At 71.1% G+C, this 25,628-nt stretch carries 23 protein-coding genes; 19 read left to right on the top strand and 4 right to left on the bottom strand.

All coding sequences use genetic code 11. The annotated features are described in order from the left end of the window. The first annotated feature begins 1 nt into the window (after position 1). Complete coding sequence (locus ABT053_RS36345; RefSeq protein WP_350975489.1) at positions 2-979, top strand: malate dehydrogenase; 978 nt, start codon at positions 2-4, stop codon at positions 977-979. 379 nt (positions 980-1,358) lie between these two features. Next, complete coding sequence (locus tag ABT053_RS36340) at positions 1,359-2,198, top strand: hypothetical protein (protein ID WP_350975487.1); 840 nt, start codon at positions 1,359-1,361, stop codon at positions 2,196-2,198. Between the two features lie 96 nt (positions 2,199-2,294). Here ABT053_RS36340 and galE read toward each other — a convergent pair whose 3' ends face one another. Next, entirely contained in the window at positions 2,295-3,257 is a 963-nt protein-coding gene (gene galE, locus ABT053_RS36335) for a UDP-glucose 4-epimerase GalE (protein WP_350975485.1), read from the bottom strand. Between the two features lie 122 nt (positions 3,258-3,379). Here galE and ABT053_RS36330 point away from each other — a divergent pair, with 122 nt between their 5' ends. The 5 genes from ABT053_RS36330 to ABT053_RS36310 all read left to right on the top strand — a co-directional run bounded on the left by ABT053_RS36330 (position 3,380) and on the right by ABT053_RS36310 (position 9,266). Further along, positions 3,380-4,693, top strand: coding sequence for a hemolysin family protein (locus ABT053_RS36330; RefSeq protein ID WP_350975484.1), 1,314 nt, complete (start codon positions 3,380-3,382; stop codon positions 4,691-4,693). Positions 4,694-5,117: 424 nt separating this feature from the next. Beyond that, complete coding sequence (gene trpS / locus ABT053_RS36325; protein ID WP_350975482.1) at positions 5,118-6,122, top strand: tryptophan--tRNA ligase; 1,005 nt, start codon at positions 5,118-5,120, stop codon at positions 6,120-6,122. A gap of 391 nt (positions 6,123-6,513) precedes the next feature. After that, on the top strand, positions 6,514-7,446 hold the full coding sequence (locus tag ABT053_RS36320; protein ID WP_350975481.1) for a YihY/virulence factor BrkB family protein: 933 nt from the start codon (positions 6,514-6,516) through the stop codon (positions 7,444-7,446). Between the two features lie 124 nt (positions 7,447-7,570). Then, positions 7,571-7,924: a PadR family transcriptional regulator gene (locus ABT053_RS36315; protein ID WP_350975480.1), complete on the top strand. Its 354-nt coding sequence runs from the start codon at positions 7,571-7,573 to the stop codon at positions 7,922-7,924. Between the two features lie 193 nt (positions 7,925-8,117). Continuing rightward, a complete protein-coding gene (locus ABT053_RS36310) occupies positions 8,118-9,266 on the top strand; it encodes a hypothetical protein (protein ID WP_350975478.1) in 1,149 nt (382 codons plus the stop codon). A 177-nt stretch (positions 9,267-9,443) separates the two neighbouring features. Here ABT053_RS36310 and ABT053_RS36305 read toward each other — a convergent pair whose 3' ends face one another. Next, on the bottom strand, positions 9,444-10,673 hold the full coding sequence (locus ABT053_RS36305) for a D-alanyl-D-alanine carboxypeptidase family protein (RefSeq protein WP_350975477.1): 1,230 nt from the start codon (positions 10,671-10,673) through the stop codon (positions 9,444-9,446). A gap of 88 nt (positions 10,674-10,761) precedes the next feature. Between ABT053_RS36305 and ABT053_RS36300 the strand changes: the two genes are divergently transcribed. Then, entirely contained in the window at positions 10,762-10,989 is a 228-nt protein-coding gene (locus ABT053_RS36300; protein ID WP_502991957.1) for an SCO4848 family membrane protein, read from the top strand. A 118-nt stretch (positions 10,990-11,107) separates the two neighbouring features. Here the strand turns inward: ABT053_RS36300 and ABT053_RS36295 are convergent, their stop codons facing one another. Then, a complete protein-coding gene (locus tag ABT053_RS36295) occupies positions 11,108-12,517 on the bottom strand; it encodes a peptide ligase PGM1-related protein (protein WP_350975473.1) in 1,410 nt (469 codons plus the stop codon). A gap of 536 nt (positions 12,518-13,053) precedes the next feature. Between ABT053_RS36295 and ABT053_RS36290 the strand changes: the two genes are divergently transcribed. From ABT053_RS36290 to ABT053_RS36255, 8 genes are all read left to right on the top strand, one after another. Then, positions 13,054-14,295 (top strand): M20 family metallopeptidase, encoded by a 1,242-nt coding sequence (locus tag ABT053_RS36290; protein ID WP_350975472.1) that lies wholly within the window; start codon positions 13,054-13,056, stop codon positions 14,293-14,295. 509 nt (positions 14,296-14,804) lie between these two features. Then, positions 14,805-15,884: a BMP family lipoprotein gene (locus tag ABT053_RS36285; protein WP_350975470.1), complete on the top strand. Its 1,080-nt coding sequence runs from the start codon at positions 14,805-14,807 to the stop codon at positions 15,882-15,884. A gap of 102 nt (positions 15,885-15,986) precedes the next feature. Next, positions 15,987-17,510, top strand: a complete 1,524-nt coding sequence (locus tag ABT053_RS36280) for an ABC transporter ATP-binding protein (RefSeq protein ID WP_350975517.1) — start codon at positions 15,987-15,989, stop codon at positions 17,508-17,510. Continuing rightward, the gene (locus ABT053_RS36275; RefSeq protein ID WP_350975468.1) at positions 17,507-17,677 is read left to right on the top strand and encodes a hypothetical protein; all 171 of its coding nucleotides are present in this window, start codon (positions 17,507-17,509) and stop codon (positions 17,675-17,677) included. Before ABT053_RS36280 ends, ABT053_RS36275 begins: the two co-directional genes overlap by 4 nt. Further along, positions 17,674-18,822 (top strand): ABC transporter permease, encoded by a 1,149-nt coding sequence (locus tag ABT053_RS36270; protein WP_350975466.1) that lies wholly within the window; start codon positions 17,674-17,676, stop codon positions 18,820-18,822. The genes ABT053_RS36275 and ABT053_RS36270 overlap by 4 nt, the downstream gene beginning before the upstream one ends. Next, complete coding sequence (locus ABT053_RS36265) at positions 18,819-20,102, top strand: ABC transporter permease (RefSeq protein WP_350975464.1); 1,284 nt, start codon at positions 18,819-18,821, stop codon at positions 20,100-20,102. The genes ABT053_RS36270 and ABT053_RS36265 overlap by 4 nt, the downstream gene beginning before the upstream one ends. A gap of 106 nt (positions 20,103-20,208) precedes the next feature. After that, positions 20,209-20,676, top strand: coding sequence for a cytidine deaminase (locus tag ABT053_RS36260; RefSeq protein WP_350975462.1), 468 nt, complete (start codon positions 20,209-20,211; stop codon positions 20,674-20,676). Between the two features lie 2 nt (positions 20,677-20,678). Continuing rightward, the gene (locus ABT053_RS36255) at positions 20,679-21,959 is read left to right on the top strand and encodes a thymidine phosphorylase (RefSeq protein WP_350975460.1); all 1,281 of its coding nucleotides are present in this window, start codon (positions 20,679-20,681) and stop codon (positions 21,957-21,959) included. Positions 21,960-22,153: 194 nt separating this feature from the next. Here ABT053_RS36255 and ABT053_RS36250 read toward each other — a convergent pair whose 3' ends face one another. Beyond that, the gene (locus ABT053_RS36250; RefSeq protein WP_350975458.1) at positions 22,154-22,564 is read right to left on the bottom strand and encodes a MarR family winged helix-turn-helix transcriptional regulator; all 411 of its coding nucleotides are present in this window, start codon (positions 22,562-22,564) and stop codon (positions 22,154-22,156) included. Between the two features lie 87 nt (positions 22,565-22,651). Between ABT053_RS36250 and ABT053_RS36245 the strand changes: the two genes are divergently transcribed. The 3 genes from ABT053_RS36245 to ABT053_RS36235 all read left to right on the top strand — a co-directional run bounded on the left by ABT053_RS36245 (position 22,652) and on the right by ABT053_RS36235 (position 25,456). Next, a complete protein-coding gene (locus ABT053_RS36245) occupies positions 22,652-24,190 on the top strand; it encodes an MFS transporter (protein ID WP_350975456.1) in 1,539 nt (512 codons plus the stop codon). Between the two features lie 209 nt (positions 24,191-24,399). Further along, on the top strand, positions 24,400-25,023 hold the full coding sequence (locus tag ABT053_RS36240) for an AMIN-like domain-containing (lipo)protein (RefSeq protein ID WP_350975454.1): 624 nt from the start codon (positions 24,400-24,402) through the stop codon (positions 25,021-25,023). A 79-nt stretch (positions 25,024-25,102) separates the two neighbouring features. Then, positions 25,103-25,456 (top strand): cupin domain-containing protein, encoded by a 354-nt coding sequence (locus ABT053_RS36235; RefSeq protein ID WP_350975452.1) that lies wholly within the window; start codon positions 25,103-25,105, stop codon positions 25,454-25,456. Positions 25,457-25,628 lie beyond the last annotated feature (172 nt).

Here is a 25,628-nt window from a genome sequence, read left to right as displayed (position 1 = left end):
CATGGCCCAGACTCCCGTAAAGGTCACCGTCACCGGCGCCGCCGGTCAGATCGGCTACGCGCTGCTTTTCCGCATCGCCTCGGGCCAGTTGCTGGGCGCCGACGTCCCGGTCACGCTGAGCCTCCTGGAGATCCCGCAGGCCGTGAAGGCCGCCGAGGGCACCGCGATGGAGCTCGACGACTGCGCGTTCCCGCTGCTGAGCGGCATCGAGGTCACCGACGACCCGAACGTGGCGTTCAACGGCGCCAACGTCGCGCTGCTGGTCGGTGCCCGGCCCCGCAGCAAGGGCATGGAGCGCGGCGACCTCCTCCAGGCCAACGGCGGCATCTTCGGCCCGCAGGGCAAGGCGATCAACGACAACGCGGCCGACGACATCCGCGTGCTGGTGGTCGGCAACCCGGCCAACACCAACGCGCTCATCGCCCAGCAGCACGCCCCGGACGTCCCGGCCGAGCGCTTCACCGCGATGACCCGCCTCGACCACAACCGCGCGCTGTCCCAGCTCGCCGCCAAGCTCGGGGTCCCGGTCACCGAGATCAAGAAGATGACCATCTGGGGCAACCACTCCGCCACCCAGTACCCCGACCTCTTCCACGCCGAGGTCGGTGGCAAGATCGCCGCCGAGCTGGTCGACGAGGCCTGGCTGCGCGACACCTTCATCCCCACCGTCGCCAAGCGCGGCGCCGCGATCATCGAGGCCCGGGGCGCGTCCTCGGCCGCCTCCGCCGCCAACGCGGCGATCGACCACGTCTTCGACTGGGTCAACGGCACCGCCTGGACCTCGGCCGCGATCCCCTCCGACGGTTCGTACGGCGTGCCGGAGGGGCTCATCTCGTCCTTCCCGGTCACCTCGCGCGGCGGCAGGTGGGAGATCATCCAGGGCCTGGAGATCGACGCCTTCTCCCGCGAGCGCATCGACGCCACGGTGCGCGAGCTGGAGGAGGAGCGTTCCGCGGTGCGCGAGCTCGGTCTCATCTGAGTCGCGTCGAGCCGAACGACTCCGATCCGAGCCGTCCCGGTCCGAGCCGCTCTGGTCCGAGTCATTCTGGCCTGGGTCACTCTGGTCCGAGTCGCTCCGGCCCGAGTCGCTCTGGTCCGAGTCGCTCCGGCCCGAGTCGCTCCGGCCCGAGTCGCTCCGGCCCGAGTCACGCTGACCCGAGGCCACGCCGATCCGGACGACTCCGATCCGGACGACTCCGATCCGAGTAGCCACGCGAACGGGACCCCGGCACGCCGGGGTCCCGTTCGCGTTCCCGGCCTCCGGTGCCTTCCCGGCCAGTCCGCCGTACGGGCGATGGTGGAAAAGGCGGCGTGTCGATCATCGCGGGGCGGCGCGACCCGGCGTTCAATGATCACTTGTGGTCGGGGGATCGCTGTTCAGGGAGCACGCCGCGGTGCGGATCGTCACCGGGGTGATCTGTCTCGCGCTCGTGGCGGCCCCCCGGGGGGCACTCGCCTCGCCGGAGGACGACGGCTGGGGCGGCGCCGACCTGTCGGTGCGGCTGACGGCCTCCCCGAAGCGCGCGCAGCCCGGACAGCCGCTGACCTACCGGGCCGAGGTGCGCAACGACGGTCCCGGCGACGCGGTGCTTCCGCTGCTCACCGTACGGCTGCCGGAGCAGGTGGTGGTGATCGGCGTCAACGTCGCCGAGTGCCTTCCCGGCGCCGTGGCCGGAGAGGTGGTCTGTCCCTCGCCGACGGACGTCCTGGCCGGTCAGACCGGCGGGGTGACGATCACCGGGGTGGTGAGGCCCGGCGCGCGGGGCCCGCTGAGGGCGAGCGCCGCGCTCTCCTCCGAGGTCGTGGACGACGACGAGACGGACAACTCCTCCGAGACGCTGACGGAGGTGGACGAGGGGACGGACCTGGCCGTCAGGCTCTCGCGCGCGAAGCGTGCCGGCCGCCTGGTCACCGTGGCCGCCGTGGTGCGCAACCGCGGGCCGCGGCGCGTCCACGACGCCGGGGTCCTCTTCGACACCGGCGGGGCGCGCCTCATGTCGGCGAGGGGCGCGCGGTGCGACTCCCACCCCGCCTACGTGGGGTGCAGGCTCCGTACGGTCGGCGCGGGCCGGCGGGTGAGCTTCATGCTCGCCTTCGTGGCCCGCGCGCACGCGCCACGGGCCGAGGCGACCGTCTACTCCCTCCAGCTGGGCGACCGCCGCCCGGCCAACAACACGGCCCGCTTCAGCCTGGGGTAGGCGCGGCCGGCCGGTCCGCGCCCGGCCCCGGTCGTACGGTTCCGAGACCGGCGGCGCGGCCGGGGCGGGGGGAGCGGGTGGTGGGGCGGGGTGGTGTCAGCCGGGCGGCAGGGCGGCCCAGGCGTCGGCGACGACGTCGCGGACCGACGGGTGCTCGGGCTTCCAGCCGAGCTCGCGCCGGATCCGCTCCGACGAGGCCACCAGCACGGCCGGGTCCCCGGCGCGGCGCTCGCGCACGATCGCGGGGATCTCGTGGCCGGTCACCTCGCGGCAGACCGACAGCACCTCCTGGACCGAGAAACCCGTCCCGCTGCCCAGGTTGTAGATCTTGTGTTCGCCCGGTGAGCAGGCGTCCAGCGCCAGCAGGTGGGCCCTGGCGAGGTCGGCCACGTGGATGTAGTCGCGCACGCATGTGCCGTCGGGAGTGGGGTAGTCCGTGCCGAACACGCTGACCGACTCGCGCCCGCCGAGTGCGACGGCGAGGATGTTAGGGATCAGGTGGGTCTCCACGGTGTGACGTTCGCGGTAGACCCCGCCGTCTCCGGCGGTGTAGGCGCCGCCCACGTTGAAGTAGCGCAGGCTCACCGCGGCGAGGCCGTACAGCCCGGCGAACGCGCCCAGCGCGGTGTCGACGGCGAGCTTGGACGCGCCGTAGGGGTTGGTCGGCCGGGTCGGGTCGGTCTCCTCGATCGGGGAGCGCTCCGGCTCGCCGTACGTCGCGGCGGTGGAGGAGAAGACGATCCGTCCCACCCCGGCACCCCGCATGGCGTCGAGCAGGGCCAGGGTGCCGCCGAGGTTGTGCGCCCAGTAGAGGCCCGGCCGCTCCACGGACTCGCCGACCAGGGACTTCGCCGCGAAGTGGAGCACGGCGTCCGTGCCGGGCAGCAGGCCGGCGGCCTCGGTGATCGACCCCTCGACGAAGCGGGCGCCCGGCGGCACCGCGTCGGCGTGGCCGGTGGAGAGGTCGTCCAGCACGGTGACCTCGTGGCCCGCCTCGACGAGTTGCGCCGCCACGACCCCGCCGATGTATCCGGCGCCTCCGGTGACGAGCAGCTTCACGAAGCCTCCTGTTTGATGATGTTTGTACTTGTTGACTTTTGTAAGTCTATCGCCAGCATATGCTGGCACATCAAATATCGGCCACCGCCGGAACGGCCGACCGCCATGACGGAGACGATCTCGTGAACAGCGTCCTGGCGAACATCGCCTTGGTCATGCTCTTCGTACTGATCGGGGGATTCTTCGCCGCGGCGGAGATGGCCATGGTCTCCCTCAGGGAGAGCCAGGTCAGACGGCTCGACACCCAGGGCCGCAGGGGGGCGCGGGCCGCCAAGCTCGCCCGTGACCCCAACCGCTTCCTGTCCGCGGTGCAGATCGGCGTCACCGTGGCGACCATGCTCTCGGCGGCCTTCGGCGCCGACACCCTCGCCAAGGACCTCATCCCCGTGGTGACCGGCTGGGGGGTGCCCGAGGCCGTGACGGCCCCGCTCTCCCTGGTGCTGGTGACGCTGGCGATCTCGTACGCCTCCCTGGTCCTCGGCGAGCTGGCCCCCAAGCGGATCGCCAGGCAGCGCGCCGAGGGGATCTCCCTGCTGGTCGCGCCGTTCCTCGACCGGATGGCCGCGCTGTCGCGGCCGATCATCTGGGCGCTGTCCAAGTCCACCGACGGGGTCGTCAAGCTGCTCGGCGGCGATCCCGACGCCGACCGCGAGGAGATCTCCACCGAGGAGCTGCGCGACATGGTGGTGGGCCACCACGAGCTCACCGCCGACGAACGCCACCTGATCGGGGAGGTGTTCGCGGCGGGCAAGAGGCAGCTCCGCGAGGTGATGCTGCCGCGCACCGAGGTGGAGTTCATGTCCGCCGACACGAGGCTGGCCGAGGCGGCGATCCTGGCCGCGGCCATGCCGCACTCCCGTTTCCCCGTCTATCGCGACTCCTACGACGACATCGTGGGCTTCGTCCACATCCGCGACCTGCTCGACCCGGTGCTGACCGGGTCCATCGAGCCGATCAGCGAGCTGGTGCCGATCCGCCCGGTCAAGCTGGTCCCCACCAGCAAGCGGCTGATGGCCACGCTGTCGGAGATGCGCAGGGAGGGACACCACCTGGCGATCGTGGTCGACGAGTACGGCGGCACGGCGGGCATCGTCACCCTGGAGGACCTCGTCGAGGAGCTGATCGGCGACATCCGCGACGAGCACGACGTGGCGGACGAGCACGTCGCGCTGCCTGCGGGGGAGGTCGAGCTCGACGGGCTGGCCAACCTCGACGAGGTGGCGACCGAGAGCGGGATCCGCCTCGCCGACGGCCCGTACGAGACCCTGGGCGGGTTCGTCATGTGGGCGCTCGGCCACCTGCCCGCGCTGGGGGAGCGGGTGGAGATCCCGGGGTTCGACCTCACGGTCACCGACATGGACGGGCGCAGGGTCTCCCGGGTGAGGATCAAACGAAGCGCACCGCGCCCGGAGACGCCCCCCGCTCCCGAGAGCTGACGGGGGCGGCGGGCGGGCGGCTGTCGTGGGGGCTGACGGGGCGGTCGTCGGGTGGCTGTCGTGGGGGGCTGACGGGGCGGTCGTCGGGTGGCGCCTCGCGTGAACGGGGTGCCGCGGCCGAGGCCCTGTGGCTGAGGTCATGTGGCCGAGGTGCTGTGGCCCGGGGTGCTGTGGCCGAGGTGCTGTGTCGGGGTGCTGTGTCGGGGTGCTGTGTCGGGGTGCTGTGACCGAGGCCCGGTGAACGGGTTGCCTCGGTCGGGGTGTCGCGGTCGTCGGGCCGTGATCGGCAGGCCAAGGTCGGCGGGTCGCGGTCGTCGGGCCGAGATCGTCGGGCCGAGGTCGGCGGGTCGAGGCAGGCGAGCCGCAGTCGGCGGGTCGTAATCGGCGGGCCAACCACTCCCGGCAGCTGACAGAATTGGCTGTTATGGCCAGTCCTCGTGTCCTGTCGGGAATCCAGCCCACCGCAGACTCCTTCCACCTGGGAAACTACCTCGGTGCCATCAGGCAGTACGTCGCCCTGCAGGAGGGGTACGACGCGTTCTACTGCGTCGTCGACCTGCACGCGATCACCGTGGACTACCAGCCGGAAGTGCTGCGCAGGCGCTCCAGGGTCGCCGCGGCCCAGCTCTTCGCCGCGGGTCTCGACCCCGAGCGTTCCACGGTCTTCGTGCAGAGCCACGTCCGTGAGCACACCGAGCTGGCCTGGGTGCTGATCTGCCTCACGGGCATGGGCGAGGCCGGGCGGATGACCCAGTTCAAGGACAAGGCGGCCAAGGCCGGAGAGAGCTCGGCGAGTGTCGGGCTGTTCACCTACCCGATCCTGCAGGCGGCCGACATCCTGCTCTACCAGGCCAACCGGGTGCCGGTCGGCGCGGACCAGAAGCAGCACCTGGAGCTCACCCGCGACCTCGCGCAGCGCTTCAACCACCGTTTCGGCGAGACCTTCACGCTGCCGGAGCCGCATATCGTCAAGGGGGTCGAGAAGATCACCGACCTCCAGGAGCCCACGGCGAAGATGTCGAAGTCGTCCTCCTCGCCCACCGGCATCCTCGACCTGCTGGAGCAGCCGGGGCCGCTCCGCAAGAAGATCATGCGCGCGGTCACCGACACCGGTTCCGAGGTTCTCGCCGACGACGAGAACAAGCCCGGCGTCACCAACCTGCTGCGCATCCAGTCCGCGCTGAGCGGCGTCCCGATCCCCGAGCTGGAGGCCCGCTACGCCGGGCAGGGATACGGCACGTTCAAGAAGGACGTGGCCGAGCTCGTGGTCGACACCTTCACCCCGATCCGCGAGCGCACCGAGAAGCTGCTCGCCGACGAGGCCGAGCTCGACCGGATGCTCGCCGTCGGGGCCACCCGGGCCCGCGCGGTGGCCGCCGAGACCATGGCCAGGGTGCGCGACCGGGTGGGGTTCCTGCCCACTTCCTGATCTTCCCTCGCACGGCCCGGACGGGGTTCCCGCCCGGGCCGTGACGCTTTCCGGGCAGGTGGAGGACCGGCTTCCGCACGGCTGAGGGGGCCGGTCCCCGTACGGCCTTTGCGTAAATGGAGAGCCGGTTCCCGTACGGCCTCCGTGCGGGTGGAGAGCCGGCTTTCGTACGACTGAGGGGGCCGGTTCCCGTATGGCCTCCGTGCGGGTGGAGGGCCGGTTCCCGTACGGCCGGGGAAGACGGGTCGTGATGCTTCCCGCGCGGCCGGAGGGGCCTTCGCGGGACGGGCTCCGGCCGCCTCCCGTCCGCTCCGTGGTCCCCCGTGTACGCACGGCTGCTTTTCCGCCGCCGTCCACGATCGGGACGACGGTGATTGGGTAGGGGGCGCACGTGAAAAGCGTGCTGGAACGTCTCCAAGCGGTCCGTGAGCGACTCGGCAGGACGCTCGGCGTGGCCCGGATCAGGTGGCACTGGCTCGATCACCTGGTCCGGACCTTCCAGCGCTACCAGGTCCAGTCCGGCGACCGGCTCGCCGGAGCGGTCAGCTACTTCGCCTTCCTGTCGTTCTTCCCGATCATCGCGCTGGCCTTCGCGGTCTTCGGCTACTTCCTCTCCGCCAGACCCGGCGCCACCGAGGCCCTGCAGACGGCGATCAACCAGTACCTGCCCGGCCTCGCCGAGAGGCTGCCGATCCAGCAGATCGCCGACTCCCGGACCAGCGCCGGGATCATCGGCCTGCTCGGGCTCCTCTACGCCGGGCTCGGCGCGATAGACGCCCTGCGCAACGCGTTGCGCGAGATCTCCATGACGACCGAGGCGCCGCTCAACTTCTTCCTGGCCAAGCTGAGAGACCTGGCCGCGCTCGTGGTCGTCGGCACCACGATGGTGGCGTCGGTGCTGGTCGCCGGTTTCGCCACCCAGGCCAGCGGGGTGGTGGCCGGGTGGCTCGGCCTGTCGGGGTCGTTCGTGGCCACCGGCACGATCTGGCTGGCCGGGCTGGCGGTCAGCGTGCTCACCGACGTCGTCGTCTTCCTGGTCATCCTGCGCGGACTGGGTCGCTCCAGGCAGCCGTTGCGGGTGCTGCTGCGCGGCGCCCTGCTCGGCGCGGCCGGGTTCGCCCTGCTCAAGCAGCTCGCCGCGCTGATCCTCTCGGGCACCCTGAACAATCCCGTCTACGGGGTGTTCGCCGTGGTGGTCGGCCTGCTGGTCTGGATCAACTTCTCGGCCCGGGTGATCATGTACGCCGCCGCCTGGACCGCGACCGCCTCCCTGGGCCCTCCGCCCGACCCCACCCCGGTCCCGGCGACCGCCATCCCCGCCTGAACCGTCCGGCTCCGAACCGTCCGGCTCCGAAGCGCCCGGCTCCGAACCGCCCGGTTTCAAACCGTCCGGCAGCGCGCGAGATCCGCTCTCGGCATATCCTGCTTTCCGATATATGCTGCAAGGCATGACTCCAAGGGCGATGACAGAGCCCGCGTTCCTCATCCTCACCGCGCTGGTCGACGAGCCGTGTCACGGCTACGGCATCGTGCGGGAGGTCGAGCGGCTGTCGGGCGGGCGGGTCCAGCTCAAGGTCGGCACGCTCTACGGCGTGCTCGACCGGCTGGCGGGTGACGGGCTGGTGGCCCTCGACCGCGAGGAGGTCCAGCAGGGGCGGTTACGCCGTTACTACCGGCTCACCGACTCCGGTTCGCGGACGCTGGAGGCCGAGGCCGTCCGGCTCGCGGAGAACGCGAGGACCGCCGTCGACCGGCTCCGCGCCCGGCACGGCCGGTCGACCGCCGCCGGAGGTCTCGCGTGAGGGCGAGGGGGAGGTCCCGCATGAGGTCCCGTACAAGCTCTCGTACGAGCTCTCGTACGAAGCCTCGTACGAGATCCCGCGCGAGATTCCACGCGGGGGCGAGCGTGAAGTCCCGCCTGAGGTCCTGTGCGGGGGCGAGCGGAAGGTTCCCCGTGAGAACGAGCGTGAGGGTGAGCGGGAGAGGTGCGCGCAGGTGAGCCTGCTGGAGGATCGTTATCGCCGGTGGCTGCGCCTGCTGCCCGCCTCCTACCGCGCCGAGCGCGAGGAGGAGATGGTCTCCGTGTTCCTGGAGGGCTCGCCGGACGTCTCCGACGACGACGGGCCCCGGCCTCGCTGGTCGGAGATCGCCAGTGTCGTCGTGCTGGCGGCGCGGGTCCGTCTCGGGGGAGCGGGCCACACGGCGCCGAGGTTCCTCGCGTGGGGGGAGACGGTCCGCCTCGTGGCCCTGCTGGGACTGGGCCTCCAGGCGTTCCTCGGAGCCCTCGCCGCCACGAGCACCCTGCGCGCGTACGGGATGATCGGCACGGCCGAGCCCCTGATCACCCAGGTGGCCGGGCCCCCCGGATCGCCCGAGCGGCTCGCGGCCATCCTGGGAGGTCTCGCGGGCGTCCTCTGGTTCGCCCCGTTCGCGGCGCTCCTCGCCGGGCGCCCGCGCGCCGCCAGGGCACTGGCGCTCCTCGCGCTCGTGCTGGAGGTGCCGGGCCTGATCCAGGTGCTCCTGACCGTCTTCTCCAACCTGACCGCTCTCTCCGGCCTGCCCGTCCTCCCCGGCCCGCATGTCTTCTCCGGCCTGCCCGACTTCTCCGGTCTGACGGCCTTCCCCTGGAGCGCGCCGGCCGGCCTGCTGCCGCCCCTGGTCACGGTGCTGGCCCTGTGGGCCGGTTTCCACCGTGACGCGCGGCCCGTGCGCCGGCCGCTGTGGCTCCTGCTGCCTCCCCTCGCCGCCGGTGCCGCTCTCGTCTGGTTGTACGAGGCCGTCGCGTCTCCCGCGACCGCCGCCTGGATATGGCCGTGGCTGGACCTTCCCGGCCTGGTGAGCGTGCTCATCCTGGGCGCGGGTGTCGTCTACGCCTGCGTGCACGTGTACGCGCCCGACCGGCGCACCCCGTCGTGGCCGCTCGCCCTGGCGATCCTGGCGCTGCCGGTGCTGTGCGTCCGTCTCGCCGGGCTGAACTACGACGTCGGCATCGGCTTCGTCGACGAGACGAGCCGGATCATCACGCTCGCCATGTTCGGCCAGGCGGCCCTGCTCCTGGCCTTCGCCGCGTGGAGCGCCGTCCTGGGGATCAGGACTCTCCCGGCCGCGCCGGTCCGGGGCCGCGAGGGGCCGGCCGAAGGATGATCGGCCACACCGCTTCGGCGGCCTCCCCGACGAGAGTCGCGGGGGCCCGCCGAGGGGTGACCGGGCCACGGGGAACGGGCGGGCCGCCGCCGGGCCGTTCACCCGGCCCTGAGCAGGCGAGTTGTGTTCGTAGCCGTGCCCGGAGCAGGGTGCCCCGGGCACGACGCGGATCGCGGGTCACCGTGGCCGGTGGGAGCGCCTGCGCAGGCCGTACACCAGCCAGGCCAGGCCGCCGAGCAGGGCGGCTCCGGCGGCGCCGAGGGCGTAGTAGCCGATCGGGACGCCCTCGTCGGCGGGTCTGGCGGCGGCGGCCGGGTCCTGAGGCGCGGAGACGGGGGCCGGAGCGGCGGGGGGCGCCGAGGCGGCGGGCCCGGTGGGCAGCGGGGCGGGCTCGGGGACCGGGTCGACCAGCCTTCCGACCGAGGTGACCTTGCCGCGGTTGGCGAAGCCCCAGTCGAGCAGGTCGGCGACCTCCTCCCAGAAGTAGCCGTCATGACGCATGATCGACACGATGACCGTGTGGCCGTTGCGCTTGGCGGCGCCGACGAAGCTGCCCAGGGCCTTGGACGTCCAGCCGTTCTTGACGCCGATCATGCCCTTGTAGCGCCAGAGCAGCCTGTTGTGGTTGCCGATCTCGTAGTAGCCCTTGGGAGCCGGAAACTTATCGGTCTTTGTGCTGATATATCGCCGGAAGTCGGCGTTGGCCAGACCGGCGCGGGCGATCAGCGCCAGGTCGTAGGCCGAGCTGCTCTGGCCCGGCTTGTCCAGCCCGCTCGGGGTCTTGGCCACCGTGTCGAACGCCTGCAGGCGCTTGGCCTCGGCGTTCATGTCCGCCAGGGTCGTGGCCAGCCCGCCGTTGGCCTCGGCCAGCGCCATCGCGCAGTCGTTGCCCGAGACGAGCATCAGCGCCTTGAACAGGTCCTCGACGGTGTAGAGAGGCTTGGGGACCAGGCCGACCGCGCTGCCCTCCTCGTTCACGGCGCGCCTGCTCGGCGTGATCTTCCGGTCCTTGTCCAGCTTCGGGATCAGGGTGAGGGCGGTCAGCGCCTTCAGTGTGCTCGCGGGAAGGTAGCGCCCGTGGGCGTCCTTGGCGGCCAGCACCTCACCGCTCTCGGCGTCGGCGATCACGTACGACCTCGCGGCCGTCTTGGGAGGGGCCTTCACGCCCGCGGGGACGACGAGCCCCCGCCCCCCGAGCCGGGAGCCGCCGACCGGCTCACGCTCGCGGCGCGCGCCGGGGCCCTCCGCCGAACCGGCCTCCACGCGTGGAGCCGTCGCACCGGCACCTGTCCGCAGGTCGGAGCGGCCGGTCGTGGGCGCGTCCGCGACCCGGGCCTGTGCGGGCGCGCCAAGGAGGGCGGTCGCCGCGAGCAGCACCCCGACGGGCGCGACGTGTTTGATCCCCATGATGAATCTCAGGGTAGCTTCGTACCGGTTCGCATGCAGTTACAGGTGCCCTGACCAGGTACGAGCCACTCGGCGGAATACTGACACCATGCAAATAACGCGAAAGATGGCCGCTTTTCTGATCGGCCTTGCCGCTTTCATGATCTTCGAATGGATCACCCTTGGCTTCAACCTCGCGGACGGTCATCCGACGGCGTTCTACGTGGTCCACGGGATCCTGATCGCCGTCAACCTCGTGCTGGCGGTCGTGCTCGGCGCGATCGCCCTGCGCGGTCTGGCGAGGCGTGACGGCTCCGCGCGGTCCGGTGGAGCGTGATGGCTTTGCGCGATCCGGCCAAGCGTGATCGGCCTGCGCGGTCCGGTGGAGCGTGATCGTCCTGCGCACTCCGGCCAAGCGTGATCGTCCTGCGCGGTCCGGCGGAGCGGTGATCGGCCTACGCGGTCCGGCGGAGCGTGACCAGTGTCCTCCGGTGCAGCTCGGCGGCCTCCTCCGCGGAGTCGCCGATGCTGGTGAACCCGAGCTTGCCGTACTTCGGGATCCCGCCCAGCATGTGCAGCACGTTCCCGGTGCGGCTCTCGCGGTCGAAGCCGAGGCCTCCGTCGTTGACGAGCTTGACCACCTCCCCGGGGGTGCGGCCCCGCAGGGCGGGCGCGGCGCAGTTGTCCGTCGCCACGTAGTGCTTCGGCCGGCCCGCGTGCACGAGCGTGCCGGTCCCCGGGTCGTACGACGCGCCGGTGGTCAGGATCGCGGCGCCGAACGGGTGGGTGGTGCCGCCGATGCGCAGGTTGATCTCGCACATCAGCGTGCGGTAGCCGCCGTCGGTCTTGACGGCGAAGAAGTCGATGCCGAACAGCCCCACCACGCCGCGGCCCGCGAGGATCCTCGCGATCCGCTCGGCGTGCGCGCCCAGCTCGGCCCGGTACTCCTGCCGGGCGGGGAAGGTGCAGCCCTGGTAGACGTCGCCGTTGGGGCCGCCGAGGATCTGCTCGTGGGTGGCGACCACGTCGTACGAGCCGCCGGGGGTGATCCGCGCCAGCGCGCTGGGGGAGTACAGCGGCCGGTCCTCGATGAACTCCTCGATCACCGCTCCCCGCTCGGCGACCTTCTCGGCGAACGTCGTCCAGCTCTCGTCCGACGCGGAGAAGCTCGTGGGGCAGGAGGCGAGCGGCCGGTCGTCCTTGGTCACGATGGCGTTGCCGAGTCCCGAGTAGCTGTTGTTGAGCTTGACCATCAGCTTGCTCGTGGGACCCAGCGCGCGGGCGGCGTGCTCCACCTCGATCAGCGAGCGCAGGTCGCCGAAACCCCTGACCAGCGGCACCCCGGCCTCGTCGCCGATCGTGCGCCCGCCGCTCTTGGAGCCCAGGTGGGCGAGGGAGGTGGCGGGGCCGTACACCGGCAGGGAGAGCATCCCGGCGAGGCGCTCCTCGTACTCGCTCACTACGAACGGCACCATCCAAGCGGCCCTGCCGCTGTCCTCCGCGGAGGCGCCGTCCTCCCGGTGGCCGCCGAGGGCGGCGCGGATGCGCTCGATCACGTCCGGGCGGCGCAGCAGTGCCTCGGTGAGCGGATGCGTGTCGGGATCATCCAAACTGATCATTTGCAGGCGCGTGCGAGCCTCGTCGGGATCGTCGAGGAAGCTCAGGTAGTAGTCCACGACCGCGCTGTCCACCGGCGTCGAGGTGAGGTAGACGACCTCGACGTTCGGCTTCCTCAGGGTGAGGAGGAGAAACAGCAGGCGCTCCTCGTAGCAGAGGGGGCCGGTGATCCTGCGCAGCTCATCCTGGGGAAGCGACAACGAGGGAAGGACCACCAGGGTGCCCTCGTCCGGTTCAAATATGCTCAAACGCGACTGCCTCTCCCCGAATGGGATGTTAGTGATCATGTGAGGAGTTAAACACGCATTATTCCTGTTTACATCACTCCGCCGGGTTCGATGACCGGCACCTGAGGTCACGTAAATTGCCAGGTCGGCGACGTTTGGAAATGGCCCGGGGGCTACCGCCTCCCGGAGGGCGCGTCCCCCGCCCTGACCATCGTCTCATAGTCAATTTGGGCTATCTTTCCTGGTCCTCCCGGGTCAGAAGGTGTACGAGTGGGGCACGGGGTGACAAAACATTTGGCCTGGATGTCGGCGAGGGGCTCGGGGGGAGGGATAAAGTCGTTGTCATCGCCAACGCGACGGCTTCCCCGGGTCACCGGCCTGCCGTTTTCGTGTCGGCGACCGACCAGTCCGTGCTGATGCGGCCCGTGAGACCCCACTCCGGCCCGTCGGTGCGGCGATCGCTTTTTTTCGGGACTGCCTCATGGGTTTCGCGATCCTGGGCAGTGGCACGGTGCGTCGAGGATCCAGGCCCGCCGGCGCGGATGGGACGGTGAGCAATGCGGGGGCGTAATTTGCGGGGAGAGCTCGACACGTTCCTCGCCGGTCGCGAGCAGGAGCTGATCAACTTCCGCCGGGACCTGCACATGCATCCCGAGCTCGCGTTCGCCGAATACCGCACGACGCAGCGCGTCGCCGAGCGCCTCACCGCCGCGGGGCTGGTCCCCTCGGTGCTGCCGCGCGGCACCGGCCTGCTCTGCGACGTCGGCAGCGGCGACGGCCCGACCGTGGCGCTGCGGGCCGACATCGACGCGCTGCCCGTGCCGGACGAGAAGGACGTCTCCTACAGCTCGACGGTCCCCGGCGTGTGTCACGCCTGCGGCCACGACGTGCACACCGCGATCCTGCTCGGCACCTCGCTCTTCCTCGCCCAGCAGGCCGAGGCCGGTCTGCTGCCCGGCCGGGTCCGGCTGATCTTCCAGCCCGCCGAGGAGCTTCCCGGCGGCGCGCTGGAGGTGATGGCCTCGGGCGGCATCAGCGGCGTCGACCGCATCTTCGGCCTGCACTGCGACCCCCGGCTGGACGTCGGCAAGGTCGGCCTCAAGGCCGGTCCCATCACCTCGGCCTGCGACAGGGTCACGATCAGGGTGAGCGGCCCCGGCGGGCACACCGCCCGGCCGCACCTCACCGCCGACCTCGTCTTCGCGCTCGCCAAGATCCTCACCGAGCTGCCCGCCGCGCTCTCGCGCCGGGTCGACCCCCGCTCCTCGCTCAGCCTGGTCTGGGGCCGGGTCGAGGCGGGCTCGGTGGCCAACGCCATCCCGGACGACGGCGTCGCCGAGGGCACCGTGCGCTGCCTGGACGAGTCGGCCTGGCACGCGGCCCCCGACATGATCAAGTCGCTGCTGGAGTCGGTCGCCGGCGCGTACGGCGTCGAGGCGGAGATGGACTACGTGCGCGGCGTGCCGCCGGTGGTCAACGACAAGATCAGCGTGCAGATGCTGGCCGAGGCCGCGGAGGGCGTGCTCGGCGAGGGCGCTCCCGTGCCGACGGAGCAGAGCCTGGGCGGCGAGGACTTCGGCTGGTACCTGGAGTCCATCCCCGGCGCGTTCGCCAGGCTCGGCACCCGCGAGCCGGGGTCGGCGCACCTGGCCGACATCCACCAGGGCACCTTCGACGTGGACGAGAGCGCCATCGGCGCCGGGGTGCGTTTCCTCGCGGCGACCGCGCTGACGGCCCTCTGGGAGGGACAGCGTCCCGTCGCGGGCGAGGCGCTCATGGCCGTGAACGCCGACAACTAGCCGTGGCCGCGAAGGCGTGGCCGCGAAGGCCGACCACCGGCCGTGGCCGTGGACGCCGACGATCGGCCGTGACCGCGAGCGCCGAGCCGTGACCGTGAGCGCCGAGCCGTGAGCGCGAGCACCTAGCCATGACCGCGAGCGTCCAGCCGTGACCGCGAGCACCCAGCCGTGACCGCGAGCGCCGAGCCGTGAGCGAGTGCCGACAACTAGCGCGTCCTGACATCTAGTCAGCTGAAAAGTCCGGACATATCCTTGGGAACCGGTCGATGGTCTCCGAAATGATCGTCGACCGGCGCACAGGTGTGCCGATGCCGGGCCGCGGCGGCCCTCAGGGGCTACCGGCGGGTAGTCCCGCCCCGCTCCCCGGGTCACAAGGTGGCGTGAGCTGGATAACGGACCTGTTGCGGACTTGTGTGCTGGTTTGGTCAACCCTGATGGACCAACTATCTTCCGTGCAGGGTTGCCGTGCGTCTCTTCGCGCGTGCACTGAAACGCGAAGGGAGTCCATCTTGCTTCAGAACCGATTCGGCAAGCTGGCCGCGACCGCACTGGCGGGCAGCATGCTCATGGGAGCTGCCGCGTGTGGTGGAAGCGAGGAACCGACCACGTCGGCTGCGCCGAGCGGGGCCGCCAGCAGTGCGGCGCCGGCCGCGACGGGACCGAAGGTCGGTCTCGCGTACGACATCGGCGGGCGTGGCGACCAGTCGTTCAACGACTCCGCGGCGGCGGGCCTCGACAAGGCCAAGGCCGAACTGGGCCTGACCGAGGTCAGTGAGCTGGAGGCCGGTAACGGCGAGACCGAGGCGGCCAAGGAGGAGCGGCTCCGCCTGCTCGCCGACGGCGGCTTCAACCCGATCATCGCCGTGGGCTTCGCGTACTCCAACCCGGTCAAGAAGGTCGCGACCGAGTTCCCCGACGTCAAGTTCGCGATCGTCGACGACGCGGCCGCCGCCGCCCCCAACATCTCGAACCTGCTGTTCGCCGAGCACGAGGGTTCCTTCCTGGTCGGCGCCGCCGCGGCGCTGAAGAGCAAGAAGAACCACGTGGGCTTCGTCGGCGGCGTCCAGGTGCCGCTGATCAACAAGTTCGAGGCCGGGTTCATCGAGGGCGCCAAGGCGGTCAAGTCCGACATCAAGGTCGAGGTCAAGTACCTCACCCAGCCGCCGGACTTCACCGGCTTCAGCGACCCGGCCAAGGGCAAGACCGCGGCCGAGGGCATGTTCGACGCGGGCGCCGACGTGGTCTACCAGGCCGCGGGCGGTTCCGGCGGCGGCGTGTTCGAGGCGGCCAAGGCCGCCAAGGGCCTCGCCATCGGCGTCGACTCCGACCAGGCGAAGACCGCCGCCCCCGAGCTGCAGAGCGTCATCATGACCTCCATGGTCAAGAAGGTCGACGTCGCCGTCTTCGACTTCCTGAAGGGCTTCACCACCAACGCGGTGAAGTCGGGCAGCACGATCTACGACCTCAAGGCCGACGGTGTCGACTACTCCACCACCGGTGGCCAGGTCGACGACATCAAGAGCAAGCTCGACGAGTACAAGCAGAAGATCATCTCCGGCGAGATCACCGTTCCGGACAAGACCTCCTGACCTGGTACTAATGAGGGGCCCGGCGGACATTTCCCCCGGGCCCTTTGTCCTACTCTGACTATCACGTTCCGTATCGGGGCCATCCGTACGGAGGAGGCCGTCATCAGCACCTCGGCACCGGCCGTCGAGCTCGAGGGGATCACCAAACGATTCCCCGGCGTCGTCGCCAACCGTGACATCTCCCTTTCCGTACGACAGGGGCACGTGCACGCCGTCGTCGGCGAGAACGGCGCGGGCAAGTCCACCCTCATGAAGATCCTGTACGGCATGCAACGCCCGGACGAGGGTCGCATCCGCGTCAACGGCGAGGACGTGCACTTCCGCTCTCCCGCGGAGGCGATCTCCGTGGGCATCGGCATGGTCCACCAGCACTTCATGCTGGCCGACAACCTGACCGTGCTGGAGAACGTGATCCTCGGCAGCGAGCCCCGCAAGGGCGGGGTCGCCCTCGACTTCGGCACCGCGCGCAGGAGGATCCGGGAGATCTCCGACTCGTACGGCCTCGGCATCGACCCCGACGTCACCGTCGAGGACCTGGGCGTCGGGGCTCGCCAGCGGGTGGAGATCCTGAAGGTCCTCTACCGCGGCGCCCGGATCCTCATCCTGGACGAGCCGACCGCGGTGCTCGTGCCGCAGGAGGTGAAGGAGCTCTTCGCCAACCTGCGCGAGCTGGTCCGCGAGGGACTGACGATCATCTTCATCTCGCACAAGCTGGACGAGGTGCTCTCGGTCGCCGACGCGATCACCGTCATCCGGCGCGGCACGACCGTGGCCAGCGTGAACCCCAAGGACGTGACCGCCAGGCAGCTGGCCGAGCTGATGGTCGGCAGCGAGCTGCCCAGCCCCGAGACCCGCGAGTCCACGGTCACCGACGTGGTGGCGCTGTCGGTGCGCGACCTGACCGTCTACTCGGCCGAGGACCGCCGCGTCGTGGACGACGTCAACTTCGACATCCGCAAGGGCGAGGTGCTCGGCATCGCCGGGGTCGAGGGCAACGGCCAGGCCGAGCTGGTCGAGGCCATCATGGGCATGCGCGTGGCCGAGGGTGAGATCCGCCTCGGCGAGCACGACATCTCCGTCTGGACGACGCTGCGCCGCCGCGAGGCCGGCATCGGCTACATCCCCGAGGACCGCCACCGCCACGGCCTGCTGCTGGAGGCCCCGCTCTGGGAGAACCGGATCCTCGGTCACCAGACCCGGCGGCCCAACGTCAAAGGCCCCTGGATCGACCGCGCGGGAGCGCGCGAGGACACCCGGCGCATCGTCGAGGCGTACGACGTCCGGACCCCGGGCATCGACGTGGACGCCGCGGCCCTGTCCGGCGGCAACCAGCAGAAACTGATCGTCGGCCGGGAGATGAGCGGGGAGCCCGTCTTCCTGATCGCGTCCCACCCGACGCGCGGCGTCGACGTGGGCGCCCAGGCCGCGATCTGGGACCACCTGCGCGCGGCGCGTGCCGCGGGCCTGGCGGTCCTGCTGATCTCGGCCGACCTCGACGAGCTCATCGGCCTGTCGGACACCCTGAAGGTGATCCTGCGCGGCCGGATCGTCGCCGAGGTCGATCCCAAGGATGTGACACCCGAGCGGCTCGGTTCGGCCATGACGGGTGCTGGAGAGGCGGCATGAACACCCACGTAGCGCACACGCCCCCCGGGACGCGCGACATGAACACCCACGCGGCGCGCACGCCCTCGGGGGTGCGCGGCACGAACGGCCAGGTAGCGCGCACGCCCTCGGGGACGCGCGGCACGAACACCCACGCGGCGCGCACGCCTTCGGGGACGCGCGGATGAGCCAGGAAAAGTCCACCTTCACCGACCGGCTGCTCGGGCGGGTCTCGCCGGCGGGGCTGCTCTCGCTCGCCGCCCCGCTCGTCGCCATCGTGTTCGCCGCGCTGATCACCATGATCATCCTGACGGTCATCGGCGCCCCGCCGCTCGACACGCTGGTCAGCATGGGCGAGTACGGCATCAGGCCGCGCTCGATCGTGCTCACCCTGAACGCCGCGACGTACTTCTACCTGTCCGCGCTCGCGGTGGCGATCGGGTTCAGGATGAACCTCTTCAACATCGGCGTCGACGGCCAGTACCGCCTGGCGGCGCTTACCGCCGCGGCGGTCGGCGGCGCGGTCACCCTGCCCGCCCCGCTGCACGTCGCGCTGATCATCTTCGTCGCGGTGCTGGTCGGCGCCGGATGGGCCACGATCGCCGCGCTGCTCAAGGTACGGCGCGGGGTGAGCGAGGTCATCTCCACGATCATGCTGAACGCCATCGCCACCTCGCTCGGCGCCTGGCTGCTCAACAAGGAGCGCCTCGCGGTCGAGGTCGCGGGCAGCAACAACATCGGCACCAGCCCGATCGGCCCCTCCGGCCAGGTGCCCGGCCTGGCGATCATCTCCGGCACCCAGACGAAGGTGTTCGGCCTGATCATCCTCTCGGTCGTGATGGGCATTCTCTATTACGTGGTGATCAACCGGACCCGCTTCGGCTTCGACCTGCGCGCCACCGGCCGCTCGGAGTCGGCCGCGGTGGCCAGCGGCGTCAACGTGAAGCGGATGATCCTCATCTCGATGGTCCTGTCCGGCGGGATGGCGGGCCTGGTCGGCATGCCGCAGCTGCTCGGCGCCTCCTACAGCTACAGCCTGGACTTCCCCCCCGGCCTCGGCTTCACCGGCATCGCGATCGCGCTGCTCGGCCGCAACCACCCGGTCGGCATCGCGTTCGGCGCCCTGCTGTGGGCCTTCCTCGACACCTCCGCGGGCATCCTGCAGATCCAGAAGATCTCCCCGGACATCGTCACCATCATGCAGGGCACGATCGTGCTCTCGGTGATCATCGCCTACGAGCTGGTCCACCGCTACCAGATCTCCGCCGAGCAGCGCCGGGTGAGCCGCCAGCTGGCGAGCACCACCCCGACCAGGGAAGGAACGCCGGCATGAGCCAGGGCGCCCTCGCCACCCCGGAGGCTCCCTTCCTGGAGCCGAAGACCCCCGCCCGCAGGTTCAGGCTCACCTGGCGGGTCCTGCTGCTCGCCCTCGGCGCGCTCGTCCTGCTGCTCTCGTTCGCGCGGACCGTCACCGGCGCCGTCGACCTCACCTCCGCGGGCGCGATCAACGCCTCCATCGCGCTCGCCATCCCCATCGGCCTGGCCGGTCTGGGCGGCCTGTGGGCCGAGCGGGCCGGAGTGGTCAACATCGGCCTCGAAGGCATGATGATCATGGGCACCTGGTGCGGCGCCTGGGGCGCGCTCCAGTTCGGCAACCCCTGGGCGGGCGTCCTCGCGGGCGCGATCGGCGGGGCCGTGGGCGGCCTGCTGCACGCGATCGCCACCGTGACGTTCGGCGTCGACCACATCATCTCCGGTGTCGCGATCACCATCCTGGGCCAGGGCGTCACCCAGTTCCTGTCCAAGATCACCTTCGCCGAGATGCCGGGCGGCGGCGACTCCCAGTCGCCTCCCGTGCCCAAGCTCGAACTGTTGAGCGTGCCGCAGTGGATCGGGGACCCGCTCAGGGCGCTGGAGGCCAGGCAGTGGTTCCTGCTGTCGGACGTGGCGGGCATCCTGCGCGGCCTGATCACGAACGTCTCGCCGCTGACGATCGTGGCGATCCTGCTCGTCCCGCTCTCGTACTACGTGCTGTGGCGTACGGCGTTCGGCCTGCGCCTGCGCTCCTGCGGGGAGAGCCCGGTGGCCGCGGAGTCGCTGGGCGTCAACGTCTACACCTACAAGTACATCGCGGTGATCATCTCCGGTGCCCTCGCGGGCATCGGCGGCGCGTTCCTCGCGCAGGTGGCCGCCAGCGCCTACCGCGAGGGACAGACCGGCGGGCGCGGCTTCATCGGCCTCGCCGCCATGATCTTCGGTAACTGGCGGCCGGGCGGGCTGGCCGGGGGCGCGGTGCTGTTCGGCTACACCGACGCGCTCCAGCTGCGCAGGGGCGGCGAGTCGGTGCACGCGCTGCTGCTCGTGGTGACGATCCTGCTCGCCGCGGTCGCGGTCTACCAGCTCGTACGGCAGCAACGGGCGCGGGCCGCGCTGATCACCGGGGTCGCGACGGTCGCCGTGTTCGTGGTGTTCGCGCTGACCGACTCCATCCCCTCGGAGTTCACCTCCGTCACCCCGCACATCACCACGCTGCTGGTGCTGTCGCTGGCGGCGCAACGGCTCCGGGCGCCGGCCGCCGTCGGCGTGCCGTACCGCAGGGGACAGGGTAAGTGACCGTCACGCGGCACCTCACGAGCGGATCCGATTCGATGGGCGGCGAGATGGGCACCGGGACAGGCAGTGGGACGAGCGCGCGACAGGCAGTGGGGCGGGCGGTGAGATGAGCACCGAGACGGGTGCCGGGACGGGCAGCGGGCCGGTCGCCGGGCCGGGCGGTAAGGCGGTCGCCGGGGCGGGCATCGACTGGGCGGCGCTGAAGGCCGAGGCCGTGCGGGCCATGGGCCACGCCTACGCCCCCTACTCCAAGTTCCCCGTCGGTGCCGCCGCGCTGGTGGACGACGGGCGGATCGTGTCCGGCTGCAACGTCGAGAACGCCTCCTACGGCCTCGGGCTGTGCGCGGAGTGCGGCCTGGTGTCATCGCTGCGGGCGACGGGCGGCGGCCGTCTCGTCGCGTTCACCTGCGTCGACGGGCACGAGGAGCTCCTCATGCCGTGCGGCAGGTGCCGTCAGCTCCTGTACGAGTTCGGCGGCCCGGAGCTGCTGCTGGAGACCATCGACGGCCCGAAGCCGATGGCGGAGATCCTCCCCTACGCCTTCGGGCCCGACGACCTGAGCCGGGGGGCCTGAGCATGGACGCCATCGACGTCATCGTCACCAAGAGGGACGGCAGGGAGCTGTCGGCGGAGCAGATCGACTGGGTGATCGACGCCTACACCAAGGGCGTCGTCGCCGACGAGCAGATGTCCGCGCTCGCGATGGCGATCCTGCTCAACGGCATGAACCGGCGGGAGATCGCCGAATGGACCCAGGCCATGATCCGCTCCGGGTCCAGGATGGACTGGTCCTCGCTGCCGGGGGCCACCACCGACAAGCACTCCACCGGCGGCGTCGGTGACAAGATCACGCTCCCGCTGGCGCCGCTGGTCGCCGCGTGCGGGGGGTACGTGCCCCAGCTGTCCGGCAGGGGACTCGGCCACACCGGCGGCACCCTGGACAAGCTGGAGTCCATCCCCGGCTGGCAGGCGTCCCTGTCCAGCGACGGGATGCTCGACGTGCTCGGCAAGGCCGGAGCGGTCATCTGCGCGGCCGGGGACGGCCTCGCCCCCGCCGACAAGAAGCTGTACGCGCTCCGCGACGTCACCGGCACCGTCGAGGCGATCCCGCTGATCGCCTCCTCGATCATGTCGAAGAAGATCGCGGAGGGCACCGGCGCGCTCGTCCTGGACGTCAAGGTCGGTTCCGGGGCCTTCATGAAGACCGTGGAACAGGCCCGCGAGCTGGCCACGAACATGGTCGAGCTCGGCACCGACGCCGGGGTCAACACGGTCGCGCTGCTGACCGCGATGGACCGGCCGCTGGGCCGGGCCGTGGGCAACGCCCTGGAGGTCACCGAGTCGGTCGAGGTGCTCGCCGGGGGCGGGCCCGCCGACGTGGTCGAGCTGACCGTGCGGCTGGCGCGGGAGATGCTCCGGGCGGCGGGCCTGTCCGGGGGCAAGGATCCCGAGCGCGCCCTCGCGGACGGCTCGGCGATGGACGCCTGGCGCCGGATGATCGCCGCCCAGGGCGGCGACCCCGACGCCCTGCTGCCCAGGGCCGCCGAGACGATGGAGATCACCGTGCCCTCGTCGGGCGTCCTGTCCAGGCTCGACGCGTACGGCGTGGGCCTGGCGGCCTGGCGGCTCGGCGCGGGCCGGGCGCGCAAGGAGGACCCGGTGTCGTTCGGCGCGGGCATCGTGCTGCACGCCAAGCCGGGGGACCTGGTCCGCGCGGGACAGCCGCTGATGACGCTGCACGCCGACGAGACCGCGCGCTTCGAGCGGGCGCTCGCCGCCCTGGAAGGCGCCTACACCGTCGGCGAGACCGCCGACCCGGACCTGCTGCCTCTGGTGATCGACCGCGTCACCGCCTGACACCGTCTGGTGATCGACCGCGTCCCGCCTGACACCGGCGTCGGGGAGGCCTTCCCGGTCCGCGTCCCGGTGCGCTCAGCGGGCCGGTGCACTCAACGTCCCGGTGCGTTCAGCGGGCCAGTGTGCTCAGCGGGCCGGTGTGCTCAACGTCCCGGTGCGTTCAGCGGGCCGGTGCGTTCAGCTGGCCGGTGTGCTCAGCGGGCCGGGGCGCTCTCCCGCTGCGCCTCGCGGGCCGGTGAGCCGAAGATCTCGCCGATCACGGCGCGGTGGGTGGGCAGGGCGGTCGCGTGGCGCTCGCGGCCGTCCTCGGTGATGCCGACGAAGATGCCGCGCCGGTCGTCCTCGCAGATGCGGCGGGTCACCAGGCCCGCCTTCTCCAGGCGGGCGATCAGCCGGGAGCAGGCGCTCTGGCTCAGATGGACCGCGTCGGCGATCTCCTGAACCCGGTATTTGCCCTGGCCGCCCTCGACCATCCGCTCCAGGACCTCGAACTCGCTCATGCCGAGCCGGTGCCGCTCGGAGAGTTCGCGTTCCAGCGCGCAGGCGGTCGTGGCGTACTTGGCGAGCACCTCACGCCACGCGCGGACCGGGTCCTCCTCGTTCATGCCGCGGATCGTACCATGCGTGAACATTAAATGCACAGGAATTAAATGCTTTTGCATTAGATGTGCTTGCATGTAGTGTCGGTCGACATGACCCCTTCACCGACCTCGACGGCTCCACCCGATCCGTCGGTCGCATCTGTTTCGCCCGCCCCCTCTGCCGCGTCCGTTTCGCCGGCACCACCCGTGCCGCCGGTCGCGCCGCCCGACGAGCGCTGGGGCGCGGGCCTGTGGGCCGCGCTCACCGTGCTCTGCGCCGTGATCTTCCTCGACGCGCTCGACGTCTCGATGGTGGGAGTCGCCCTGCCGTCCATCCAGGCGGACCTGGGGCTGTCCACGTCCTCCCTGCAGTGGGTGGTCAGCGGCTACGTGCTCGGCTACGGCGGGCTGCTCCTCCTCGGCGGCCGGACCGCCGACCTGCTCGGGCGTCGCAGGGTCTTTCTGGTCGCCCTCGCGGTCTTCGCCGTGGCCTCGCTCCTCGGCGGCCTCGTCGACGACGGCACGCTGCTGATCGCGGCCCGCTTCGTCAAGGGCGTCAGCGCCGCCTTCACCGCGCCCGCCGCGCTCTCCATCATCACCACGACCTTCGCCGAGGGACCTGCCCGCAACAGGGCTCTCAGCGTCTTCACCGCCTCGGGCGCCAGCGGGTTCTCCCTGGGCCTGGTCATCTCCGGATTCCTGACCGAGCTCGGCTGGCGCTGGACGTTCCTCATGCCGGTCCCCGTCGCGATCATCGCGCTGGTGGCGGCCCTGAAGTTCCTTCCCAGGCAGCGGGAGGAGCGCGCCGAGGGCGGCCACGACCTCATCGGCGCCGTCACCATCACCGGCTCCATGCTGCTGCTCGTCTACGCCGTGGTGGAGGCGCCCGGCGCGGGCTGGGGCTCGCCGCGCACGATCGCCTCGCTGCTGGGAGCCGCCCTGCTGCTGGCCGTCTTCGTCCTCACCGAGCAGCGCGTCAAGCACCCGCTGGTACGCCTCGGCATCCTGCGCTCCGGCCCGATCGTCCGCGCCAACCTGGGACTCGTGATCCTGTTCGGCTCCTACGTGGGCTTCCAGTTCGTCGCCATGCAGTACTTCCAGAACTTCCTGCACTGGTCGGCCCTGGAGACCGCGCTGGCCTTCCTGCCCGCAGGGCTCCTGGTGGCGGTCACCTCCACCAGGATGGGCAAGCTGGCCGACCGGTTCGGTACCGCCCGGCTGATCGTGGTCGGCTCGGCCGCCCTCGCCGCCGGGTACGCGTTCTTCCTCCGGATCAACGGCGAGCCCAGCCTGGCCACGTTGATCATCCCCGGCATGGTCCTGCTGGGCATCGCGTTCGCCCTGTCCTTCCCCTCCCTGAACATCCAGGCCACCAACGGGGTGGCCGACGACGAGCAGGGCCTGGCCTCGGGGCTGCTCAACACCTCGGGGCAGGTCGGCGGGGCGGTCGTGCTGGCCGTCGTGACGGCGGTCCTCACCTCCGGTACGGGGGCCGACCCCATCGGCACCTTCCGTGCCGCGATCACGGTCTCGGGGATCCTCGCCGTGGTCGGCCTGCTGGTCGCCCTCACCGGCCTCCGCGCCCGCCGCGCACCCGCCGAGGGGGAGAGGGAGGAAGGGGAGAGGGAGAAGGTGCTGGAGACCGCCTAGGAGGGCGGGAGGCCGGGCCGCCGGGCACCACTCGCGTTCCCCGTCCCACACGGGGACAGGGACGGGGACGCGAGCCCGACGGCGCGCGCCACGACCGGGTGCTTGACTCTCCCCTCGGCGAGGTGTCACGATCCGGCCAGGGCGCACGCGGACGGCCGGGGGGTGAACCTCTCCGGAGACCTGAGCATCTAACGGGGCAGGAGGCTCACATGAACCGCACCCTCGTTTCCCTCGCGCTCATCTCCCCGCTCCTGCTGGCGGCCGGCTGCGGCTCGGCCACGCAGACCGCGACCCCGTCCCCGGCGGACTCGGCGGGCCCGGCGACCACGGCCCCGGCGGATCCGGTGACCACACCGCTCCCCACGTCCTCGACGCCCTCCACCGTCGCGGCCGGGCTGCTTCCGCCGACGAGCACCAAGGAGATCGAGGTCGACCGCGCCATCGAGACCCAGCCGACCGTCACCGGAGCCCGGTTCGGGAGGCACAAGGGGTTCGACCGGGTGGTGATCGACCTCAAGGGCGACCTGCCCGGCTACACCGCGCGGTGGGTGCCCAAGCTCGTCCAGGACGGCTCGGGGGACGCGGTCGACGTCAAGGGCGGGGCCTACCTGCAGCTGACGATCACCCCGGCCGTCGCGCACACCGAGGCGGGCAAGCCCACCTGGACGGGCGGCCCGATCTTCCAGACCAAGCTGGGCAACGTCCGGAACGTGGTCAGGACAGGCGACTTCGAGGGCGTGGTGAGCGTGGGCGTCGTCCTCGGCCGCAAGGCGCCGTTCCGGGTGCTGGAGCAGAAGAACCCGTACCGGCTGGTCGTCGACATCGCGCACTAGCCGCCCGCCGGGTCGCGTACGGGAAGTGTCGGGGGCGCCGAGAGGCGCCGCGCCCTGAGACCGGTGACAGACTGGTCCGATGGTACGCAAAATCGATAGCGCGACACGGATTCCCGTTCCGGGGGGCAAGACGATCGACGAATACGTCGGTCTGGCCAACACCGGTGACGCCGGGATCTCGATCGCGCACATGAAGGCCCCGGCCGGGTGGGACGAGCCCGCCCAGACGCCGGAGTTCGCCGAGTACACGCTGGTGCTCAAGGGCACCGTCATCGTGGAGCACGACGGGGGCACCACCGAGGTCGGCACGGGGCAGGTGTTCGTGTGCGAGCCGGGGGAGCGGATCCGCTACAGCTCCGGCCCCGACGGCGCCGAGTACGTCGCCGTCTGCCTGCCCGCCTTCTCCCCGGAGACCGTCAACCGCGACGAGTGAGACGACGCGTGAGACGACGAGTGAGACGACGAGTGACAGACGGCGCGTGACAGGACGGCGCGTGACAGGACGAAGGGTCACGGCCGGCGACGGCCGTTGACCGTTCGTCACCCACCGATCCCGGCGTCTCCGTGCCGGGATCGGCGCGACGTCCCCCGTGGGGGGACAGCCG

Origin of the sequence: Streptosporangium sp. NPDC002524, assembly GCF_040295985.1 — a bacterium.
Taxonomy (GTDB): Bacteria; Actinomycetota; Actinomycetes; order Streptosporangiales; family Streptosporangiaceae; genus Streptosporangium.
The sequence above is the reverse complement of the archived record's forward strand: the minus strand, read 5'-3'. Positions and strand labels throughout refer to the sequence as shown.